This window comes from Sulfitobacter sp. 1A15299 (assembly GCF_043556915.1).
Taxonomy (GTDB): Bacteria; Pseudomonadota; Alphaproteobacteria; order Rhodobacterales; family Rhodobacteraceae; genus Sulfitobacter.
Window position 1 is genome coordinate 164,964 of record NZ_JBIFFJ010000001.1, and the last position, 16,926, is coordinate 181,889.

Consider the following 16,926-nt stretch of genomic DNA (forward strand, 5'->3'; position numbering starts at 1 on the left):
TCCCCGGCCAAACCACTATAAATCGGGCAAACGATAAGGGTTTTCTCCGCATGTCCGACACTGATCTGACACCACAGGAATACGGTGCCGATTCCATTAAGGTTCTCAAAGGGTTGGAGGCTGTTCGCAAACGCCCCGGCATGTATATCGGGGACACCGACGACGGCTCGGGCCTGCACCACATGGTCTATGAGGTCGTGGACAACGGCATCGACGAGGCGCTGGCCGGTCATGCCGATGCGGTGACCGTCACGATCCACGCGGATTCCAGCGTATCTGTGAGCGACAACGGCCGCGGCATCCCGGTGGGCATCCACGAGGAAGAGGGCGTCTCGGCGGCCGAGGTCATCATGACCCAGCTGCACGCGGGCGGGAAGTTCGACAGCAACTCCTACAAGGTCTCGGGCGGTCTGCACGGGGTCGGCGTCTCGGTCGTGAACGCGCTCTCGGACTGGCTGGAGCTGCGCATCTGGCGCGAGGGCAAGGAACATATCGCGCGCTTCGAAGGCGGCTTCACCACCAAGCACCTCGAAGTCGTGGGCGAGACCGACCGCACCGGCACCGAGGTCCGCTTCATGGCCTCGACCGACACCTTCTCGAACATCGACTACAGCTTCGAGACGCTGGAAAAGCGCCTGCGCGAACTGGCCTTCCTGAACTCCGGCGTGCGCATTATCCTGAAGGACGAGCGCCCCGTCGAGCCGCTGCGCACCGAGCTTTACTACGAAGGCGGCGTGAAGGAATTCGTCAAATACCTCGACCGGCACAAACACGCGGTCATGGACGAGCCGATCTTCATCACCGGCGAGCGGGACGACATCGGCATCGAGGTCGCCATGTGGTGGAACGACAGCTACCATGAGACGGTTCTGCCCTTCACCAACAACATCCCGCAACGCGACGGCGGCACCCATATGGCGGGCTTCCGCGGCGCACTGACGCGCACCATCAACAACTATGCCCAGACCAGCGGCATCGCCAAAAAGGAGAAGATCAGCTTTACCGGCGACGACGCCCGTGAGGGTCTGACCTGCGTGCTGTCGGTGAAAGTGCCCGATCCGAAGTTCTCGTCACAGACCAAGGACAAGCTGGTCTCCTCCGAGGTGCGCCCGGCGGTCGAGGGTCTGATGAACGAACGCCTCGCCGAATGGTTCGAGGAGAACCCGAACGAGGCCAAGCAGATCGTCGGCAAGATCGTGGAGGCCGCGCAGGCCCGCGAGGCGGCGCGCAAGGCGCGCGAGTTGACCCGCCGCAAAACGGCAATGGACGTGAACTTCCTCGCCGGCAAGCTCAAAGATTGCTCGGAAAAAGACCCGTCCAAGACCGAAGTCTTCCTCGTCGAGGGGGACAGCGCCGGCGGCTCGGCCCAGACCGGGCGCGACCGTCAGACGCAAGCGATCCTGCCGCTCAAGGGCAAGATCCTCAACGTGGAACGCGCGCGTTTCGACCGGATGCTGGGCTCTCAGGAGATCGGCAACCTCGTCATGGCGCTCGGCACCGGGATCGGGCGCGACGAGTTCAACATCGACAAGCTGCGCTACCACAAGATCGTCATCATGACCGACGCCGACGTCGACGGCGCGCATATCCGGACGCTGCTGCTGACCTTCTTCTACCGTCAGATGCCCGAATTGATCGAGAACGGCCATCTCTACATCGCGCAGCCGCCGCTTTATAAAGTGTCCCGCGGCAAGTCCGAGGTCTATCTCAAGGATGAGGCCGCGATGGAGGACTACCTGATCCAGCAGGGCGTCGACGGCGCCATGCTGCGCCAAGGCAATGGCGAGGAAATCACCGGCCAAGACCTCACCCGCGTGGTCGACATGGCGCGCCAGCTCAAGCGCGTGCTGGAGGCCTTCCCGACGCATTACCCGCGCCACATCCTCGAACAGGCGGCCATCGCCGGGGCCTTTGTCGAGGGCGCGGTGGACAGCGACCTGCAGGGCGTGGCCGACAAGGTCGCCGATCGTCTGAACCTCATCGCGCTGGAATACGAGCGCGGCTGGCAGGGCCGCATTACGCAAGACCACGGCATCCGCCTCGCCCGCATCCTGCGCGGCGTGGAAGAGGTGCGCACGCTTGACGGCCGCATGCTGCGTTCGGGCGAGGCGAAGAAATCCGGCAGCTTCACCAAGCACTTGCAGGAGGTCTACGACCAACCCGCCAAGCTGATCCGCAAGGACCGGAGCCAGATGATCTACGGCCCGATGGACCTCCTCGACGCGATCCTCGCCGAGGGCGAAAAGGGCCTGTCGCTGCAGCGCTACAAGGGCCTGGGCGAGATGAACCCCGACCAGCTGTGGGAAACCACCCTCGACCCAGACGCCCGCACGCTGCTGCAGGTCCGCGTGGAGGATATGGCCGAGGCCGACGATCTCTTCACCAAGCTGATGGGTGACGTGGTAGAGCCGCGCCGCGAGTTCATCCAGCAGAACGCGCTGAGCGTGGAGAATTTGGATTTTTGAGGGCGTGTAAGATCGCGTGTAATCGTGCGCGATCCCCATAAGTTTGCGCGATTTGCCCAAAGGTTTGCGCGGGCAAGACCGAACCGCATACTATCTGGTTCGGCGCTGGCCGCTCTTCGAGGCTTCGCCGTGGCCTAAAACAAAGACGGGAAATGATGGAGGGTGGGTTGGGGACTGCCCACCTGCTTCTTTCCAACACTCTGAGCCGAAGCCTATGAGATACCTGAGCATCAGACGCGAGATCGAAGGCAGCCTGCCCACCGTGGCGGAGCTCCTTCGCCAGAAGGGCGAACACGATGCTCTCCGCGCCATGAGCCAGGCTGACATCGAGATCAACGAGGTCGGCTACGATAATTGGGATGGCGGCACTGAACTCTGGACTGTCTTTCTTCGCGTCCCGGTCAGCGTTTTCGTGTCGATCGAGAACAGTCGGGATGAGATCGCCGGGATCATTTCAAAGAACCTCGAACTCGTCACAGGCAAGGATAATGGATACTGGGTGAGCGCGGAGATCTCGCCGATGCGCGCGCCGCCGGCGGGGCGGCGTCTGTCCGACGGGAAGATCCGCGAACGGACACGCGCCGCCATCCTCGACGAAATGCGCGCCAGGGAGACGGTCTGGCACGGCGCTTTGGATGAGATCGCCTTTCTCAGCCGGACCTTTGATCTAACCTCCCTGCCTTCTCATGACAGCCGCTTCCAGAACGCCGAGCAGGACATCTGGCAGCACTGCGTCAACAACTTCGACTGGCCACAGGATTGGGTCTACAGCGACCCGCGCTTCCGTCTCTATGCTGCCGAGCAGGACATCTTCCTGAAGTTCATCTGCGAGGTTCTCCATCCCATCGTCCGGAAAGAAGACTCGGAGCAGGACGCGCTCGCCAGGGCATTCAACGGTCACCTGCGGGCTGACGGATGGGAACTCGTCGAGGACGCCATCATAGATGGCAGACCGGCTTATGTGCCGCAACGCAAGGTTCACGCCCTGGGTGGATCGGTCCAGCGCATCAAGTCCGTGGCGGCCACCCTGAACTCAGACACCCTCTACGAGGACCTTCGACGCCTCGAGCGCATCGGCGACAGTGAGCCTGGCGAGGCAATCGCCCTGGCCAAGGAAATCGTCGAGAGCTGCTGCAAACTGATCCTGGATGATCGGAAGGTGGAATATCCTGAAAAGGCGGAAATCCCCGAGTTGCTGAAGCTCCTTCGCAAGGAGATCAAGATCATGCCGGATGGAATTGCCGAAAGCGCCAAAGGAGCGAACGAAATCAGAGGTATTCTGACCAGCTTGGGTAATATCGCGCATTCTCTCGCTCCATTGCGGAATGCATATGGCAAGGGCCACGGCCGCGGCCGCGACTTCAAAGGACTTCAACCACGCCATGCCCGTCTTGCGATTGGGGCCGCCAGCACATTCGTTGATTTCGTCTTGGATCGTCACCTTACCCAGCAGTAGACCAGAATAGTCACATCAATGTCTGTCCGGTCTCATAGTGAAACTACGGCACACATATCGATCCTTTTGCCGAAAGGGCGGAGAGCTGACCTTCGCTGCGACTTGCAACCATGGCCGGACTGAAGCCAATAACAGGGCGGGGGCATGGGAGAATGAGGAGAGGCCGTTCGGCGGTCGGCGTCAGAAGTGATTCTCGAGCATACTTCTTGAAATTATAAACACTGCCAATTCAAAAAGCAGATTTGCTCGAGTAGCTTCTAACGACTCGATAGCGATGGAATTCGAAGAACAAAGGCGAAGGGCGCATGGTGGAAGGTCCGATCAATGACATTGAAGCATGGTCGAAGAAGCTTTCGCCTTGGCGGCAAGACTGCTTGCATCGGCTCGCGACCAGCGACGAACTGACCGATACAGATCTCGACGAACTACTCGCGATGATAAAGGAGACAGCTGGCTTAGATCTTCCCACACCGGCACCGACGCCAGTCCCGTTTGCCAAGGACCATTTTGCCGACTGCAAGCGAGATCCGATCGTGCTCAAGGGCATTGCCAATGTGGAAAATGTTAACCGGCTCGTCTCGAAAGCTGGTCTTGACTTCTGCCCCAAGGCGTTGACGGTCGTTTATGGTCGGAACGGCAGCGGCAAGAGCGGCTTTGTGCGGATCTTGCGCACGGCCTGCCGGACGCGCGTAGAAAATCCGGCCAAGCTTAAAGTCCTTGAGGACGTCTACGGCGGCAGCAGCGGGCCACAGGCGGCCGACATCATGATTGATGCGGGCAGCGGCGACACGTCGATCGCCTGGACGACAGGCATGACGGCTGCGCCCGAACTCGCGCGGGTTGCGGTGTTCGACTCGCTTTCCGCTCAACTCTATGTAGATGGAGGCAACCAGATAAGCTATTTGCCCTTTGGCCTCGCGCTTCCACACCGGCTCAATGCCATCTGCCTCAAACTGAGGGACCGGCTTGAAGCGGAGCAAGCGATCGCCGTAGGGAACAAGGTCAGTCTGACCGCGATCGAGTTTCCAGTCCAGCGCGCCACCAGCGCTCAAGCTTTCGACCGCGCACTCAGCAAGTCCACGACCGACGCCAAAATTGATGCGGCGACCAAATTCTCGGTTAGGGACCAAGAACGGCTCGACGAGGTCACGTCGTTCTTGTCGGCGGGCGCCGCAGCCGTTGCAGACCTGACAGCGCTGATAGGCTGGATGGAGTCCGTTGCCGGCGAATGCGAAACTGCCGCGACCGCGTTTTCGGACACGTCCTTGTCGAGTTTCACCACCTTGCGGAATACTGCCGTCACAGCGCGTCGCACCGCGCAATTGTCGGCAGGTGAACTGTTCACGGACGAGCCGCTTCCCGGCGTGGGCAGTGAGAGCTGGCGTGCGCTGTGGGCCGCGGCGCGCGACTACTCGGTGCGCGAGGCCTATGCCGGTGCCGAATTCCCGGTCACTTCGAGCGAGACAGGACCGGCTGCCTGCGTGCTGTGCCAGCAGCCGCTGCACCCAGACGGCGCCGCGCGGATGGAACGTTTTCAAAAGTATATGGATGATACGCTCGATGTCGCCGCGACCAAGGCCGAAGAGGCGGTCGCACATGCAACCAGCGGACTTGCGGCGCTGAGGCATCTAAGTGCTGAGGACTTCGCCGATCGTGTCGAACAGGTCCGGCAACGCGAGCCGGAACTGGCCGAAGCGCTATCGAACTTTCAGCTTTCGGCGACCCATCGGCGATCTGACGCCGCTGCGAGGCTGGCGGGCGAGGAAAGCGCGCCCGTTCCGCCTATCGTCTCGCCGCATGCCGAGCTGAAGGAACTCGCGAAGAAGCTTAGGGACGAGAAGGACGGGCTCTCCAAGGCCGGTGATGCGGAGGAGCGCGAGAATCTGGCCAATGAAAAGGCGGAACTTGAAGACCGGAAAATTCTGACATCCAACCGCGCCAAGTTGGTCTTGCGGCGGGATCTCCTCGTGAACGAGGCCGCCTATGCCAAGGCGCTTGCCGAAGTAAAGACCAGGGGCATCACGCAGCGCGCGAACGAACTGGTCGATACGCATCTAACATCCGCAGTAATGAAGCGTTTCGATGCCGAGCGCGAGCGGTTCGACATCATGCATCTTAGAGTCGGGCTTTCGCGCAAGAGCGGTCAGACCAAGGCCGAATTCGAGGTCGATCCTCAGACCAAGCTGACCAAGGTCACATCAGAGATCCTGAGCGAGGGCGAGCAGCGAGGGCTCGCGCTGGCGGGCTTTCTCACCGAGGTGGCGCTGACCGACGGCTCCGGGCCGATCATCATAGACGATCCGGTATCGTCGCTCGACCGCGACCGCAGCGCGAGGGTCGCCGAACGTCTTGCCGAGGAGGCCAGCCAGCGGCAGGTGGTAGTGTTTACCCATGACATCATCTTCTTCAACGAACTGTGCAGTGCTGCGGAGAACCAAGGCATCGAGCCGGTGACGATCGCACTGTTCGGCGACAAGGATGCCGCCGGAAAGATCGATGCCGCTGGCATGGTCTGGAAGGGGCTCAACGTTGCCAAGCGCATCGGAAAAATCAAGAATGACTTCGCGCCGTTGCCCAAACTGTTAAAAACGAGCCCGGCCGAGTATGAGTATCGGGTGAAGCATCTCTATGGTAGGCTCCGCGACACCTATGAGCGCGCGGTCGAAGAGATCATATTCAAGGACATCGTGCGCCGAGGCACTGACGTCATCCAGACGCAGCTGCTGCGCTATGTCACCTTGTCGGACACGCTGGCAATCCGGTTCCACGAGGGCATGACGCGGGCGAATACTTACAGCCATGACAATCCAGCCGCAGACACCGTTTCGGTCCCCAAGCCTGAAGACTTCGAGGCTGATATCGAGGCTTTGGAAACACTCGTCAAAGATTTGAAAACCGAGAGCTTGGCCGCCGAAGCGGCGCGGCCACAGATGAAGCCAAAAAAGTAGATGCGACACATCCCTTTCATTTCCTCGAACGAGCGTGATGAGGTGCGAAGCAGGCCCACTTTTGGGGGCAGCCGAACGTCGGGTTTGGGCCGTCCACGCTGCCGCGGAGCGTGTTCGAACTGAGAGATGCCGCGCTGCACCCGAGGTCGGCTCAGAGCCCAGAGGGACCGACCCGGGTCGCAATTACGCTACGCAAGCGCTCCTCCGCTCCTACCCAGCTGTCATCAATCGTAGTCGTGATCATCCCCATAGTCAGGCTCAACATAGCCGAAATCAACCCATTTATCATGGTCCAAAACTTCGACTTCAACGACATCAAACTCGGCTTTGGGATCACCATAGATCGTGACCACAAGCGACATTTTCTGTGTCGCTTCCGCGGTTGCATATGCTCCGCCGATCGAAATGTATTCACCCTCATCGCGGACTTGGAACGAGAAGCTACAAGACACGGAAATATTTACATCGACAACGGTCTCAAAAACAAAGACTTCTTCTGCCTCTTCATGATCAATGAGCTTGAATACAGGGCCATCGCGAAACTCGAAGCTTTGATATTCTTTCTCTTCGACTTCGGGTTCATAGCTGAAGGCAGCACTGGCTTCCGGGTAGATCTCCATGCCTTCCACAAAGGACATCAGTTCATTCTCAATTGCGGAATGCAGTTGGTCTGCCTTCCCGTCCGCGACTTGGTTTGACAGCGCGGCACACACTACGCTCGGAACTTTCTGGAATAGGGACATTGCTGCCCCGAGTTCCCGCGCATGTATCAGCCACGCGGATTGGTTGCAGAAGTTGAGCCACCCACCATCAGCTGAGACCACCAACATGAGTTTGTCAGCGTGCTTCGCGAATGCCTCAAGGCCCTGTAGTGCCATAGCATCCGGGAACTCAAACTTCTTGGTCTCCTTGCTCTCAAACGGCGGCTTGACTTCAAAGTAGGCGTTGAAGAGATCTCCGGCGGAAACTAAGTCTGCCGTGACAACCAGTTTGTAACCGGTCCGAGCCTGAAAATCGGTCCAGCGCCGGGTCACACACTGCTCCGGCGTTTCCCCCAGGGCTACACCCGCGACGATTGCCTCGCGCGCTGCCTTATCCAGGTTGCGGGCTGCGCCAGACCTTTTCACGGCGTCCTTCAATGCTTTGTCACCCGAAACTGCGGCTTCAACCATGTGCCGATAGACTTCGCCGACCACAACATCAGAAAGAACGAGGTCGACATCAGATGCCTCGAACTGAGAAAGGCGCTGTAGGAGCCCATGCTCGAGCCCGTTCTGATATTGGCTAAAAATCGAGGTATCGATACTCAACAGCGTAATCTGCCCGCGGCTTATGGCGTCGTCGATCTCGGCAGCGGTTAGTTCAGGCAAATGCGTAGATCTCCCGAGCAGACAAGCATGAGGCATGAGCCGCACAGTTAACCATGTCACCTCCAATTTCGGCAGACCGAGGACGAATCCGTGATGCGCAGCAGTTTGTAGTCCGCATATGGTTTGATGGCAATCGCGCCGGACGCGGAGCGATCCGGCTGCATTCTGCTCACAGCCAACGTCGGAAGAGGCTGATGTCGCGATCATAGCGAAAGCCAGGTTAGTCCGCACTGAGTCGGTTTGGGGCTGCCTCGACCTCGCAGCCGCAGCGAATGGCCGGTCCGGCGAGCCGCGCTGCGGCATTCAGAGGATGCGATGAATGGCAGCTTTGGGCCGGGAGCGTTATCGTTCCATGCCTGATCAACCAGTCCTTCCGCCGCGATGCCGCATGGCCGCTAAGAGGCCAAACTGACTACGCTGGTCGTAATATGCTTTGCAGCCGCAGCATGGGCGTGCCTCTCGCTCCGGGCCCATTGCCGACCCTCGCGCCTGCGGAGGGAAGACCCAGATCAAGCTACTTCAAGGCATTCGCTCGTCCCTTGGCCCCCACCCCTGTCCAGGTATTTGTCCGCGGTTCTTTGCATGACATGAACAGGAGCGCTGAACCCGCTTTCAGAAATAGATACAAATTGGCGAACGAGTTTCAACGTGCAGTAGCAATTCTCGGAAAGCAGCTCACACAGTCGCAAGGAGACTGGAACTAAAGCGAAACCTTGCCCCGCAGCGCCTTGTCCTCCGGATTTCGTGTTCTCTTCAGGGCAACACGACGGAGACATCTTTGATCTTGTGCGCAGCACAGCGTTCGGGGCAGCTTCGGGGAAGCTTTCGATTACCCGTGAGGCACCGTGAGCCAGCATTTATTGGAACAAACGCTACTGTCCGACATCCGTGACCGGTTCGCCCACGAGCCGGGGCTGCCGGTGCTGCTCGGTGTAGAGGCTGGCGAACTGATCGATCTGCCCGAACTGATGGCCGCCGCGCTGACTGCCTGTTTGCCCGAGAGCCGGGCGCGGGCGTGGCTGCGCGGGCTGACGGCGGAACTCTTTCGCCAAGAGGGTGAGCTGTTGGACACGGCTCTCGACGACTTGCTGGTCACCAGCGCGCGCGACGATCAGCCCGGCGGGGCACCGCATGTGCTGCTTTTCGCAAACGGCTATCACGCGCTTCTGTCCTACCGGGTGAGCCGGGCGCTCTGGCTGGCCGGGCGCGGAGACCTTGCACTGGCGGTCAAGAGCCAGTTCACACGGGCGCTCTCAGTTGAGATATGGCCGCAGGCACGTATTGGCCGCGGCGTCTGGTTCGATCACGGGCTGGGGCTGGTGATCGGACAGACTTCGGTGATCGAAGAGGGCGTGAGCCTCTGGCATGGGGTCACGCTGGGGTCGAACTTCGTCGACATGGGAGAAGGGCGGCATCCCAGGCTGCGCCGTGGCGCGGTGGTCGGTGCCGGCGCGAAAATCCTTGGCCCGATCGAGGTGGGGGCCGGGGCGACGGTGGCAGCCGGTGCGATAGTGACCAAGGATGTGCCGCCCGGCCATATTGTGACCGGCCCCCGCGGCATGGATCGCGGCGCCGGGCGTTTCGCTGGATTTGTAACGCTGGCAGAATTGAAAGACCGGGCGGAGTGACGGCGCTCGGGATCGACCATCCGCTGGTCTGCGTGCGCAATCTGGCCGAGGCGCGTGAGACCTATCGTTCGCTCGGCTTCCTGATGAAGCCACCGGGGATGCATCCCTGGGGCACCTCGACCGCGCTGGTGATCTTCCGCGATCAACTGCTGGAACTCGTGGGGATCGGCGACGAGAGCCTGCTCGACGGGTATCCGGCGGGCGATTTCCGCTTCGGTCGACACGTGCAGCGCTGGCTGTCCGAGCGTGAAGGCGTGTGCCTGACGGCGCTTAACTCGGGCGACGCGTTGGCGGACGAAGCGGCCGTTGTCGCGCGCGGAGGGCACTGCGCAGGCACCATCGAATTCGGACGCAAGGTGACCCGCGACGACGGCACGCCAGATCGCACCGCAACTACGCTGAAGATCTTCACCCGGGCAGGCCTGCCGAGATTGTCGACGTTTGCCTGCCAGCAGCATCGCCGTGACCTGATCGAATTCCCGAAATGGATGGACCACCCCAACGGCGCGCACGGCTTTGTTTCTGCGACGATTCTTGCCGCGCCGCAGGACCAACCCGCGGTGAAGGACTGGCTCGCCGCGCTGCATGGCCCCGAGGCGGTGACCGAGACCAAATGGGGCTTCACCGTCGCCACCGGCAAGGGGCACTGGCGTGTTCTCAGCCGCGACACCGCTCGTGCTTTCCTTGGCCCGCTGCCCGAAGATCTTGCTCCGGAAAGCGCGCCCTCGGTGATCTCGATCGACGTCGCCTGCCACGCACTGGATCGGCTCCGCGCTTTCGTAGACGCGGGCGGTTTTGCTTGTCACGAGATCGGCGGCGCCCTTGTCCTCACCGAGCACGCTCGGCTCGGCGGCATCCTGCTGACTTTCCAAGAGGCGCCACCGACGCCCTGATACAAGACGGGGCGTCCGAGGGCGTCCCCAAGGAGACCTCATGTTCGACCAAGACCACATAGCCGAAGCCATCGCTTGGCGCCACGACCTGCACCGCCATCCCGAGCTGGGCTTCGAAGAGCACCGAACCTCCGAGATGATCGCCAGGCTGCTGACTGGCTGGGGATGGCGCGTGCATCGCGGTCTCGCGGGCACCGGCGTCGTCGCGCAAATGGGACAGGGCGCGCCGGTGATCGGACTGCGCGCTGACATCGATGCGCTGCCCATTGTCGAGGCGACGGGCGCGGCCCATGCCTCGACCGTTCCCGGCAAGATGCACGCCTGCGGCCATGACGGGCACACCGCCATGCTGCTGCTTGCCGCGCGGCAGATCGCGGCGGTGGGTGTCGAGCAGGGCACGATCACGCTGACCTTCCAACCCGCCGAGGAAAGCGAGGGCGGTGCGCGAGTCATGGTCGAACAGGGGCTCTTCACGCAGTTTCCGGTCGACAAGGTCTTCGGCATCCACAACTGGCCCGGCCTCGCGCCGGGGCGCTTCGTGGCGCGCGACGACAGGATGATGGCGGCCTTCTCCGTTTTCGACATCGAGATCCTCGGTAAGGGCGGCCACGGTGCCATGCCCGAGCAATCCGACGGGGTGATCGCCGCTGCCGCCCGCACTGCGGCGGCGCTGCAAGAGATCCCGGCCCGCGCGCTCTCGCCGCTCGAGCCCAGGGTTGTCTCGGTCACGCAAATCCACAGTGGCTCGGCCTACAATGTCTGCCCCGACCGCGCGGTTGTGAGCGGAACCTGCCGTTGGTTTGACGCCAACGCGGGTGACATCATTGAGGAGCGCGTCAGCCGGGTGGCGAGTGCTGAGGCCGCCGCGCAGGGCTGCACCGCCAGCATCGATTACCAGCGCCGTTATCCGGCGACGCTCAACACCGCCCCGGAGGCCGCTCTCGCGCGTGAGGTCGCGGCGGACATGGGGCTCGATACGTCAATGGTTGGCCCGAGCATGGCGTCCGAGGATTTCGCCTTCATGCTGAACGAGGTGCCCGGCGCATACCTCTGGCTGGGTGCCGCGCGCGAGGGCGAGAACCCCGGGCTGCACTCTGCGAAGTTCGACTTCAATGACGCGGTGCTGCCCGACGGTGCCGAGTTCTGGGTGCGTCTCGCCCGCTGGACGACTCAGGGCTGATGGACGCGCTCGACAGCCGTTTCCTGCGCGAGTTTCTCGCGGTCGCTCAGGAGGGATCGATCCGCCGGGCGGCAGATCGGTTGAACGTTGTGCCCTCGGCGATCTCGCGCAAGATCACCGAGGCCGAGGCCCGCCTCGGGGTGACGCTCTTCGAGCGCAGCTCCAGAGGCGTGACTGTGACCGAGGCCGGGGAACTCTTGCGCGAGCACGCCTTGCACCTCCAAGACGAGCAGACCTTCCTTCTTGACCAGATCGGCCGCTACCGTGCGGGACGCACGCAGACCGTGCGCATCGCGCTCGGGGAGGGGTTTACAGCCGACCTGATGGAGAATGGGCTGTCGGAGCTAAGCCGGCTCCAGCCCGACCTGCGCTTTGCCATCGACCACGCCGGCACAGACGAGTTGCAGCGTCGCGTGATCGAGGGCGAGGCCGATATCGGAATCGCCTATAACCCGTTGTTGACCGAGGCGACGCGCTCGCTGGCGATGGGGCGTCAGCCGCTCTGCGCGGTTGTGCCTGCGAATTCATCAATGGCGGGTCGAAAGAGTGTCGCTCTGGCCGAGGTGCTTGAGCATCCTGTCGCCATGCTCGACGCCCGTCACGCCATCCGACACCTCGTCGGGCAGGTCGCCGCCGACCGCGGGTTGGCGCTGCGGGTGCACGTCGAGACCGCTTCCATCGCGCTGCTGATACGCTACGTGAGCGCGGGCATGGGCGTGACCTTCCTGCCGCGATTTTCCGCGTCTATTCAGGCGGAACGCGGCGATCTGGCGGTGATCGAGCTGAACGAGCCAGCGCTGCATCGAGTGAGCACGCACCTCATGGTGCGCGCCCGTCGCCGCCTGCCGAAATCGGTGGACCTGGTGGCGAGCTTCCTGTCCGACCGCATGGTGGCATTCCGTCCGTGATTTTTGGCGTTGCTCTCACATCAACGCGATGTGCGCAATCTGGCCTCTATCTGTGAACGCCGTTCCTCCGGTTAGCTGTGTGAAACGCCAGCCGAACGTGGCAGGCGACGCACAACGACAGGAGATCACATGGCAACTGAGACAGGCAAGAGAGCCGGGGTGATCGGACTTGGGGCCATGGGGCTCGGCATGGCGTCGAGCCTCGCATGCGCCGGTTTCGAAGTCGCGGGCTATGACCCTTCCCCTGCGGCCCAGACCCGCGCCCGGGACGTGCATATCGCGCTCAAGCCGAGCCCCGAGCACATTTTCGCTGCGGCAGAGGTGATCGTGCTTTCGCTGCCCACTGCCAAGCATGTCGAAGGCGTCATCGCCGCGGCACGGGACGCGGGGCTGCTGGGCGCAGAGGCCGGTTCAAAGGTCATCATCGACACCTCCACCTCCGAGGCTGAGATGAGCCGCAAGCTTTCCGCGGCGCTTACCGAACAGGGGCACGGCTTTCTCGACGCGCCGGTCAGCGGCGGGCCCGCGGGCGCGGCCTCGGGGCAGCTTTCGGTGATGCTTGGCGGCGACGAGACATGGGTCGCCGCGGCGATGCCGGCGCTCGAGGCGATGGCGGCGAACATCTTTCACATCGGCCCCAGCGGTGCCGGCAACGTCGCCAAGCTGGTGAACAACATGCTGGTGGCCAGCCACATGGTCACCACGCTCGAGGCGCTGCGGCTGGCCGAGGCGGCGGGCGTTGGCGCCGAAGACGCGCTGCGGGTGATCAATTCGGCCACCGGGCGCAGCGCCATCTCGGAAATCCACTTCCCCAACTGGGTGCTGCCGCGCAGCTTCGACAGCGGCTTCAGCACGGGGCTGATGCGCAAGGATGTGCGGCTCGCCCGCGAGCTGGCGCAAAGAGTCGGTTGCGCCCTGCCGGTAGCCGACCTGGTGGCGAACCTCTGGGCCGAGGAATCCTCGGGCCTGGAGGATGCCGACGATTTCATGCACATGGGCGATCCCGCGGTGGATCGTCTGAGCCAGAAGGAAACCAAGTGATGGCCAAGGACATCATCGATACCGCGGCCCGTGTGGCCGAGCTTTTGACGGACCTTACCGGGTCAGCCGAGGTGCACTCCTGGGTTGGCGGCGAACTGGTGCCGGGCACCGGGCATGCGTTGGAGTTGACCGACCCCGCGACCGGCGAGGTGTTTGCCCGCTACAATGACGCCGGCTCCGAGGTTGTTGCACAGGCCGCCGAAGCCGCAAGCCGCGCGCAGAAGGAATGGTTTGCCAAGACCGCCTCCGAACGCGGCCGCACCATGTTCGAAATCGGCCGCCAGCTGCGCGCGAATGCGGCGGCGCTGTCCGAGCTGGAAGCCCTATCCTCTGGCCGCCCGATCCGCGACACCACCAGTGAGCCTGCGCGCATGGCCGAGATGTTCGAATATTATGCCGGCTGGTGCGACAAGATCAGCGGTGACGTAATCCCGGTGCCTTCGACGCACCTCAACTACACCCGGCACGAGCCGCTCGGCGTGGTCAGCCAGATCACGCCTTGGAACGCGCCGCTCTTCACCTGCTGCTGGCAGGTCGCTCCGGCGATCTGCGCAGGCAACGGCGTGATGATCAAACCCTCCGAGCTGACGCCGCTGACATCCATCGTGGTCGGTATCATCTGCGAGAAAGCGGGCGCCCCCAAGGGCCTCGTCAACGTCATCGCCGGCGATGGTCCGGGCTCCGGTCAGGCGATGATCGAGAACCCGGCAACCGCTCTGGTGGTTTTCGTGGGCTCTGCCGAGGCTGGGACGAAGATCGCGGGCGCAGCGGCCAAGCGGCTGGTGCCTTCGGTTCTGGAACTGGGCGGCAAGTCGGCCAACATCGTTTTCGGCGACGCCGATCTCGACCGCGCCGTGGTCGGCGCGCAGGCGGCGATCTTTGCCTCCTGCGGCCAGAGCTGCGTGGCCGGCTCGCGGCTGCTGGTGCACCGCTCTGTGCATGCCGAGATGATCGAGAAGCTGAGCCTTGCGGCGGGCAACATCCCTGTCGGCCCGCCGATGGACCCAGCCACGCAGATCGGCCCGGTGAACAACAAGCGGCAATGGTCGAAGATTGACGAAATGGTGCGCGAGGCGGTCAGCGAGGGCGCCGAGATCACCAGCGGCGGCGCTATGCCAGCCGCGCTGGAGGCAAGCGGCGGCTTCTTTTTTGCTCCGACCGTCGTCGACCGGGTGACCACGCAGATGACGATCGCGAATGAGGAGGTCTTCGGCCCCGTCGTCTCGGTGCTGCCCTTCGACACCGAGGACGAGGCCATCGCACTGGCCAATGCCACGCCCTACGGCCTTGCGGGCGCCGTATGGACACAGGACGTGGGCCGGGCGCATCGCATGGCCGCGCAGGTCCGGGCGGGGACCTTCTGGGTCAACAGCTACAAGACGATCAACGTCATGTCGCCCTTCGGCGGCTTCGGCCGCTCGGGCTATGGCCGCTCGTCGGGTCGCGAGGCGCTGGATGCCTACACCCAGACGAAGTCGGTCTGGGTCGAGACCGCCGCTCACCCAGCGCAGGGCTTCGGCTACGCGCCGGGCTGATGCGTTCCCAAGGTCAGTCTGACGCTGATCTTTTTCCACTGCCGCGGCCGGGTAACCGCGCGGTCGCGGCCAATGCACCCCCCAAAAAGGGGGCAACAACAGAGAGGTCCTTTAATGCCGATGAAAGACATACTTCTGGACTGGCGGCTGCATGGCAGCGTGCTGGTCATCACAGTGATTGCAGAGATGATCGGGGTCATCGTCGTGCCCATCGGCATCGGCTCGATCCTGCTGCTGCCGCTGCTCTATGCCTTTGTCCTGGGGCTGCTGATCAACCCCAACGTCATCGCCGGCGCCCGCGCACTGATCCGCGACCGCGAGGTGCATGCCGCCTCGCCGCTGATCGTCATCGCCATCATGCCCTTCATCGCGAAGTTCGGCACAATCATCGGCCCATCCATGGAGAAGATCATCGCCGCGGGTCCCGCTCTCATCCTTCAGGAATTGGGCAACCTCGGCACGATCGTGCTGGCCTTCCCGGTCGCCGTGCTGGTGCTGGGCATGGGCCGCGAGGCCATCGGTGCCTGTTTCTCGGTGGCGCGCGAGCCCAATATCGCGATCATCGCCGACAAATATGGCCTGAAGAGCCAAGAGGGCGCAGGTGTCATGGGCGTCTACGTCATCGGCACGCTGTTCGGCACCTTCATCTTCGCCATTCTCGCCTCGATCCTTGCAACCACAGGGGCCTTTTCGATCGAGGCTCTGGCAATGGCCTGCGGCATCGGTTCGGGTAGCATGATGGCGGCCTGCTCTGGGGCCCTGGTGCACGCGGTGCCGGATATGGAGGAGCAGATCCTCGCACTTGCCGGTGCGTCCAATGTGCTGACCTATGCCACTGGTCTCTACCTCTGCGTGTTCGTGGCGCTGCCGATGACCGAGAAACTCTACAACATGCTGGGACGCAAAGAGCCCGCGGAAGCCGGAGCCTGAGCCATGAGTGACATCCAATCTGACGACTTCGAATTGGTCGACGAACCCAAGCTCGGCCTCGGCGCCCATGCCGCGGCACTGGCTGTGGTCAGCGTGATTGCGCTGGTGGGCAACACGGTGGCGACCGAGGCCACCGTGCCGCAGGGGCTGGTGGGGCTGACCATCCTTTGGACGATGTGCATGATCGGCATCGTGCTGACCAGGTTCGTGCCGTTCAAACTGCCCTCGGTCGCCTGGATTTCCGCCGTCGGCATTCTCGCCACTCTGCCTTGGACCCCGGGCAGCGCGTGGATACTCGATAAGGTGAGCCACGTGAATTTCCTGACGCTGGCAACGCCCTGCCTCGCCTATGCGGGTATCGCGATTGCCATGCGCGAGATCGAGATTGCCAAGACCTCGGGCTGGAAGATCGCCGTTGTCGCCGTGCTGGTGATGACAGGCACTTACGTGGGCTCGGCCATCGTGGCACAAGCCTTCCTCTGATCGCACATTGATCCCCACCACGGGCCGCGCTTCACGGCCCGTGAGCTGCCACGGGCCGATCAAGATCAAATCGATAATGCTGGTGAGTG

General features: G+C 62.5%; 12 protein-coding genes. 11 read left to right on the top strand and 1 reads right to left on the bottom strand.

Annotated elements, in window-relative coordinates:
• Positions 1–50 precede the first annotated feature (50 nt).
• From gyrB to ACGYK7_RS00790, 3 genes are all read left to right on the top strand, one after another.
• Positions 51–2,465, top strand: a complete 2,415-nt coding sequence (gene gyrB / locus ACGYK7_RS00780; protein ID WP_394398099.1) for a DNA topoisomerase (ATP-hydrolyzing) subunit B — start codon at positions 51–53, stop codon at positions 2,463–2,465.
• A gap of 214 nt (positions 2,466–2,679) precedes the next feature.
• Entirely contained in the window at positions 2,680–3,921 is a 1,242-nt protein-coding gene (locus ACGYK7_RS00785; protein ID WP_394398101.1) for an abortive infection family protein, read from the top strand.
• Between the two features lie 305 nt (positions 3,922–4,226).
• On the top strand, positions 4,227–6,869 hold the full coding sequence (locus ACGYK7_RS00790; RefSeq protein ID WP_394398103.1) for an AAA family ATPase: 2,643 nt from the start codon (positions 4,227–4,229) through the stop codon (positions 6,867–6,869).
• Positions 6,870–7,093: 224 nt separating this feature from the next.
• Here the strand turns inward: ACGYK7_RS00790 and ACGYK7_RS00795 are convergent, their stop codons facing one another.
• Complete coding sequence (locus ACGYK7_RS00795) at positions 7,094–8,446, bottom strand: PIN domain-containing protein (protein ID WP_394398105.1); 1,353 nt, start codon at positions 8,444–8,446, stop codon at positions 7,094–7,096.
• Between the two features lie 638 nt (positions 8,447–9,084).
• On the opposite strand from ACGYK7_RS00795, the gene ACGYK7_RS00800 reads away from it, so the two are divergent.
• The 8 genes from ACGYK7_RS00800 to ACGYK7_RS00835 all read left to right on the top strand — a co-directional run bounded on the left by ACGYK7_RS00800 (position 9,085) and on the right by ACGYK7_RS00835 (position 16,837).
• On the top strand, positions 9,085–9,867 hold the full coding sequence (locus ACGYK7_RS00800; protein ID WP_394398107.1) for a serine O-acetyltransferase: 783 nt from the start codon (positions 9,085–9,087) through the stop codon (positions 9,865–9,867).
• On the top strand, positions 9,864–10,760 hold the full coding sequence (locus ACGYK7_RS00805) for a VOC family protein (RefSeq protein WP_394398109.1): 897 nt from the start codon (positions 9,864–9,866) through the stop codon (positions 10,758–10,760). Before ACGYK7_RS00800 ends, ACGYK7_RS00805 begins: the two co-directional genes overlap by 4 nt.
• A 40-nt stretch (positions 10,761–10,800) precedes the next feature.
• On the top strand, positions 10,801–11,940 hold the full coding sequence (locus tag ACGYK7_RS00810) for an amidohydrolase (protein ID WP_394398110.1): 1,140 nt from the start codon (positions 10,801–10,803) through the stop codon (positions 11,938–11,940).
• Complete coding sequence (locus ACGYK7_RS00815; RefSeq protein WP_394398112.1) at positions 11,940–12,848, top strand: LysR family transcriptional regulator; 909 nt, start codon at positions 11,940–11,942, stop codon at positions 12,846–12,848. Before ACGYK7_RS00810 ends, ACGYK7_RS00815 begins: the two co-directional genes overlap by 1 nt.
• Positions 12,849–12,977: 129 nt before the next feature.
• Positions 12,978–13,889, top strand: a complete 912-nt coding sequence (locus tag ACGYK7_RS00820; protein WP_394398114.1) for an NAD(P)-dependent oxidoreductase — start codon at positions 12,978–12,980, stop codon at positions 13,887–13,889.
• The gene (locus tag ACGYK7_RS00825) at positions 13,889–15,424 is read left to right on the top strand and encodes an aldehyde dehydrogenase family protein (protein ID WP_394398116.1); all 1,536 of its coding nucleotides are present in this window, start codon (positions 13,889–13,891) and stop codon (positions 15,422–15,424) included. The genes ACGYK7_RS00820 and ACGYK7_RS00825 overlap by 1 nt, the downstream gene beginning before the upstream one ends.
• Positions 15,425–15,544: 120 nt before the next feature.
• Positions 15,545–16,354 carry a DUF3100 domain-containing protein gene (locus ACGYK7_RS00830; RefSeq protein ID WP_394398118.1) on the top strand — a complete coding sequence of 270 codons (810 nt, stop codon included), beginning with the start codon at positions 15,545–15,547 and terminating at the stop codon, positions 16,352–16,354.
• 3 nt (positions 16,355–16,357) lie between these two features.
• Positions 16,358–16,837: a hypothetical protein gene (locus tag ACGYK7_RS00835; RefSeq protein WP_394398120.1), complete on the top strand. Its 480-nt coding sequence runs from the start codon at positions 16,358–16,360 to the stop codon at positions 16,835–16,837.
• Positions 16,838–16,926 lie beyond the last annotated feature (89 nt).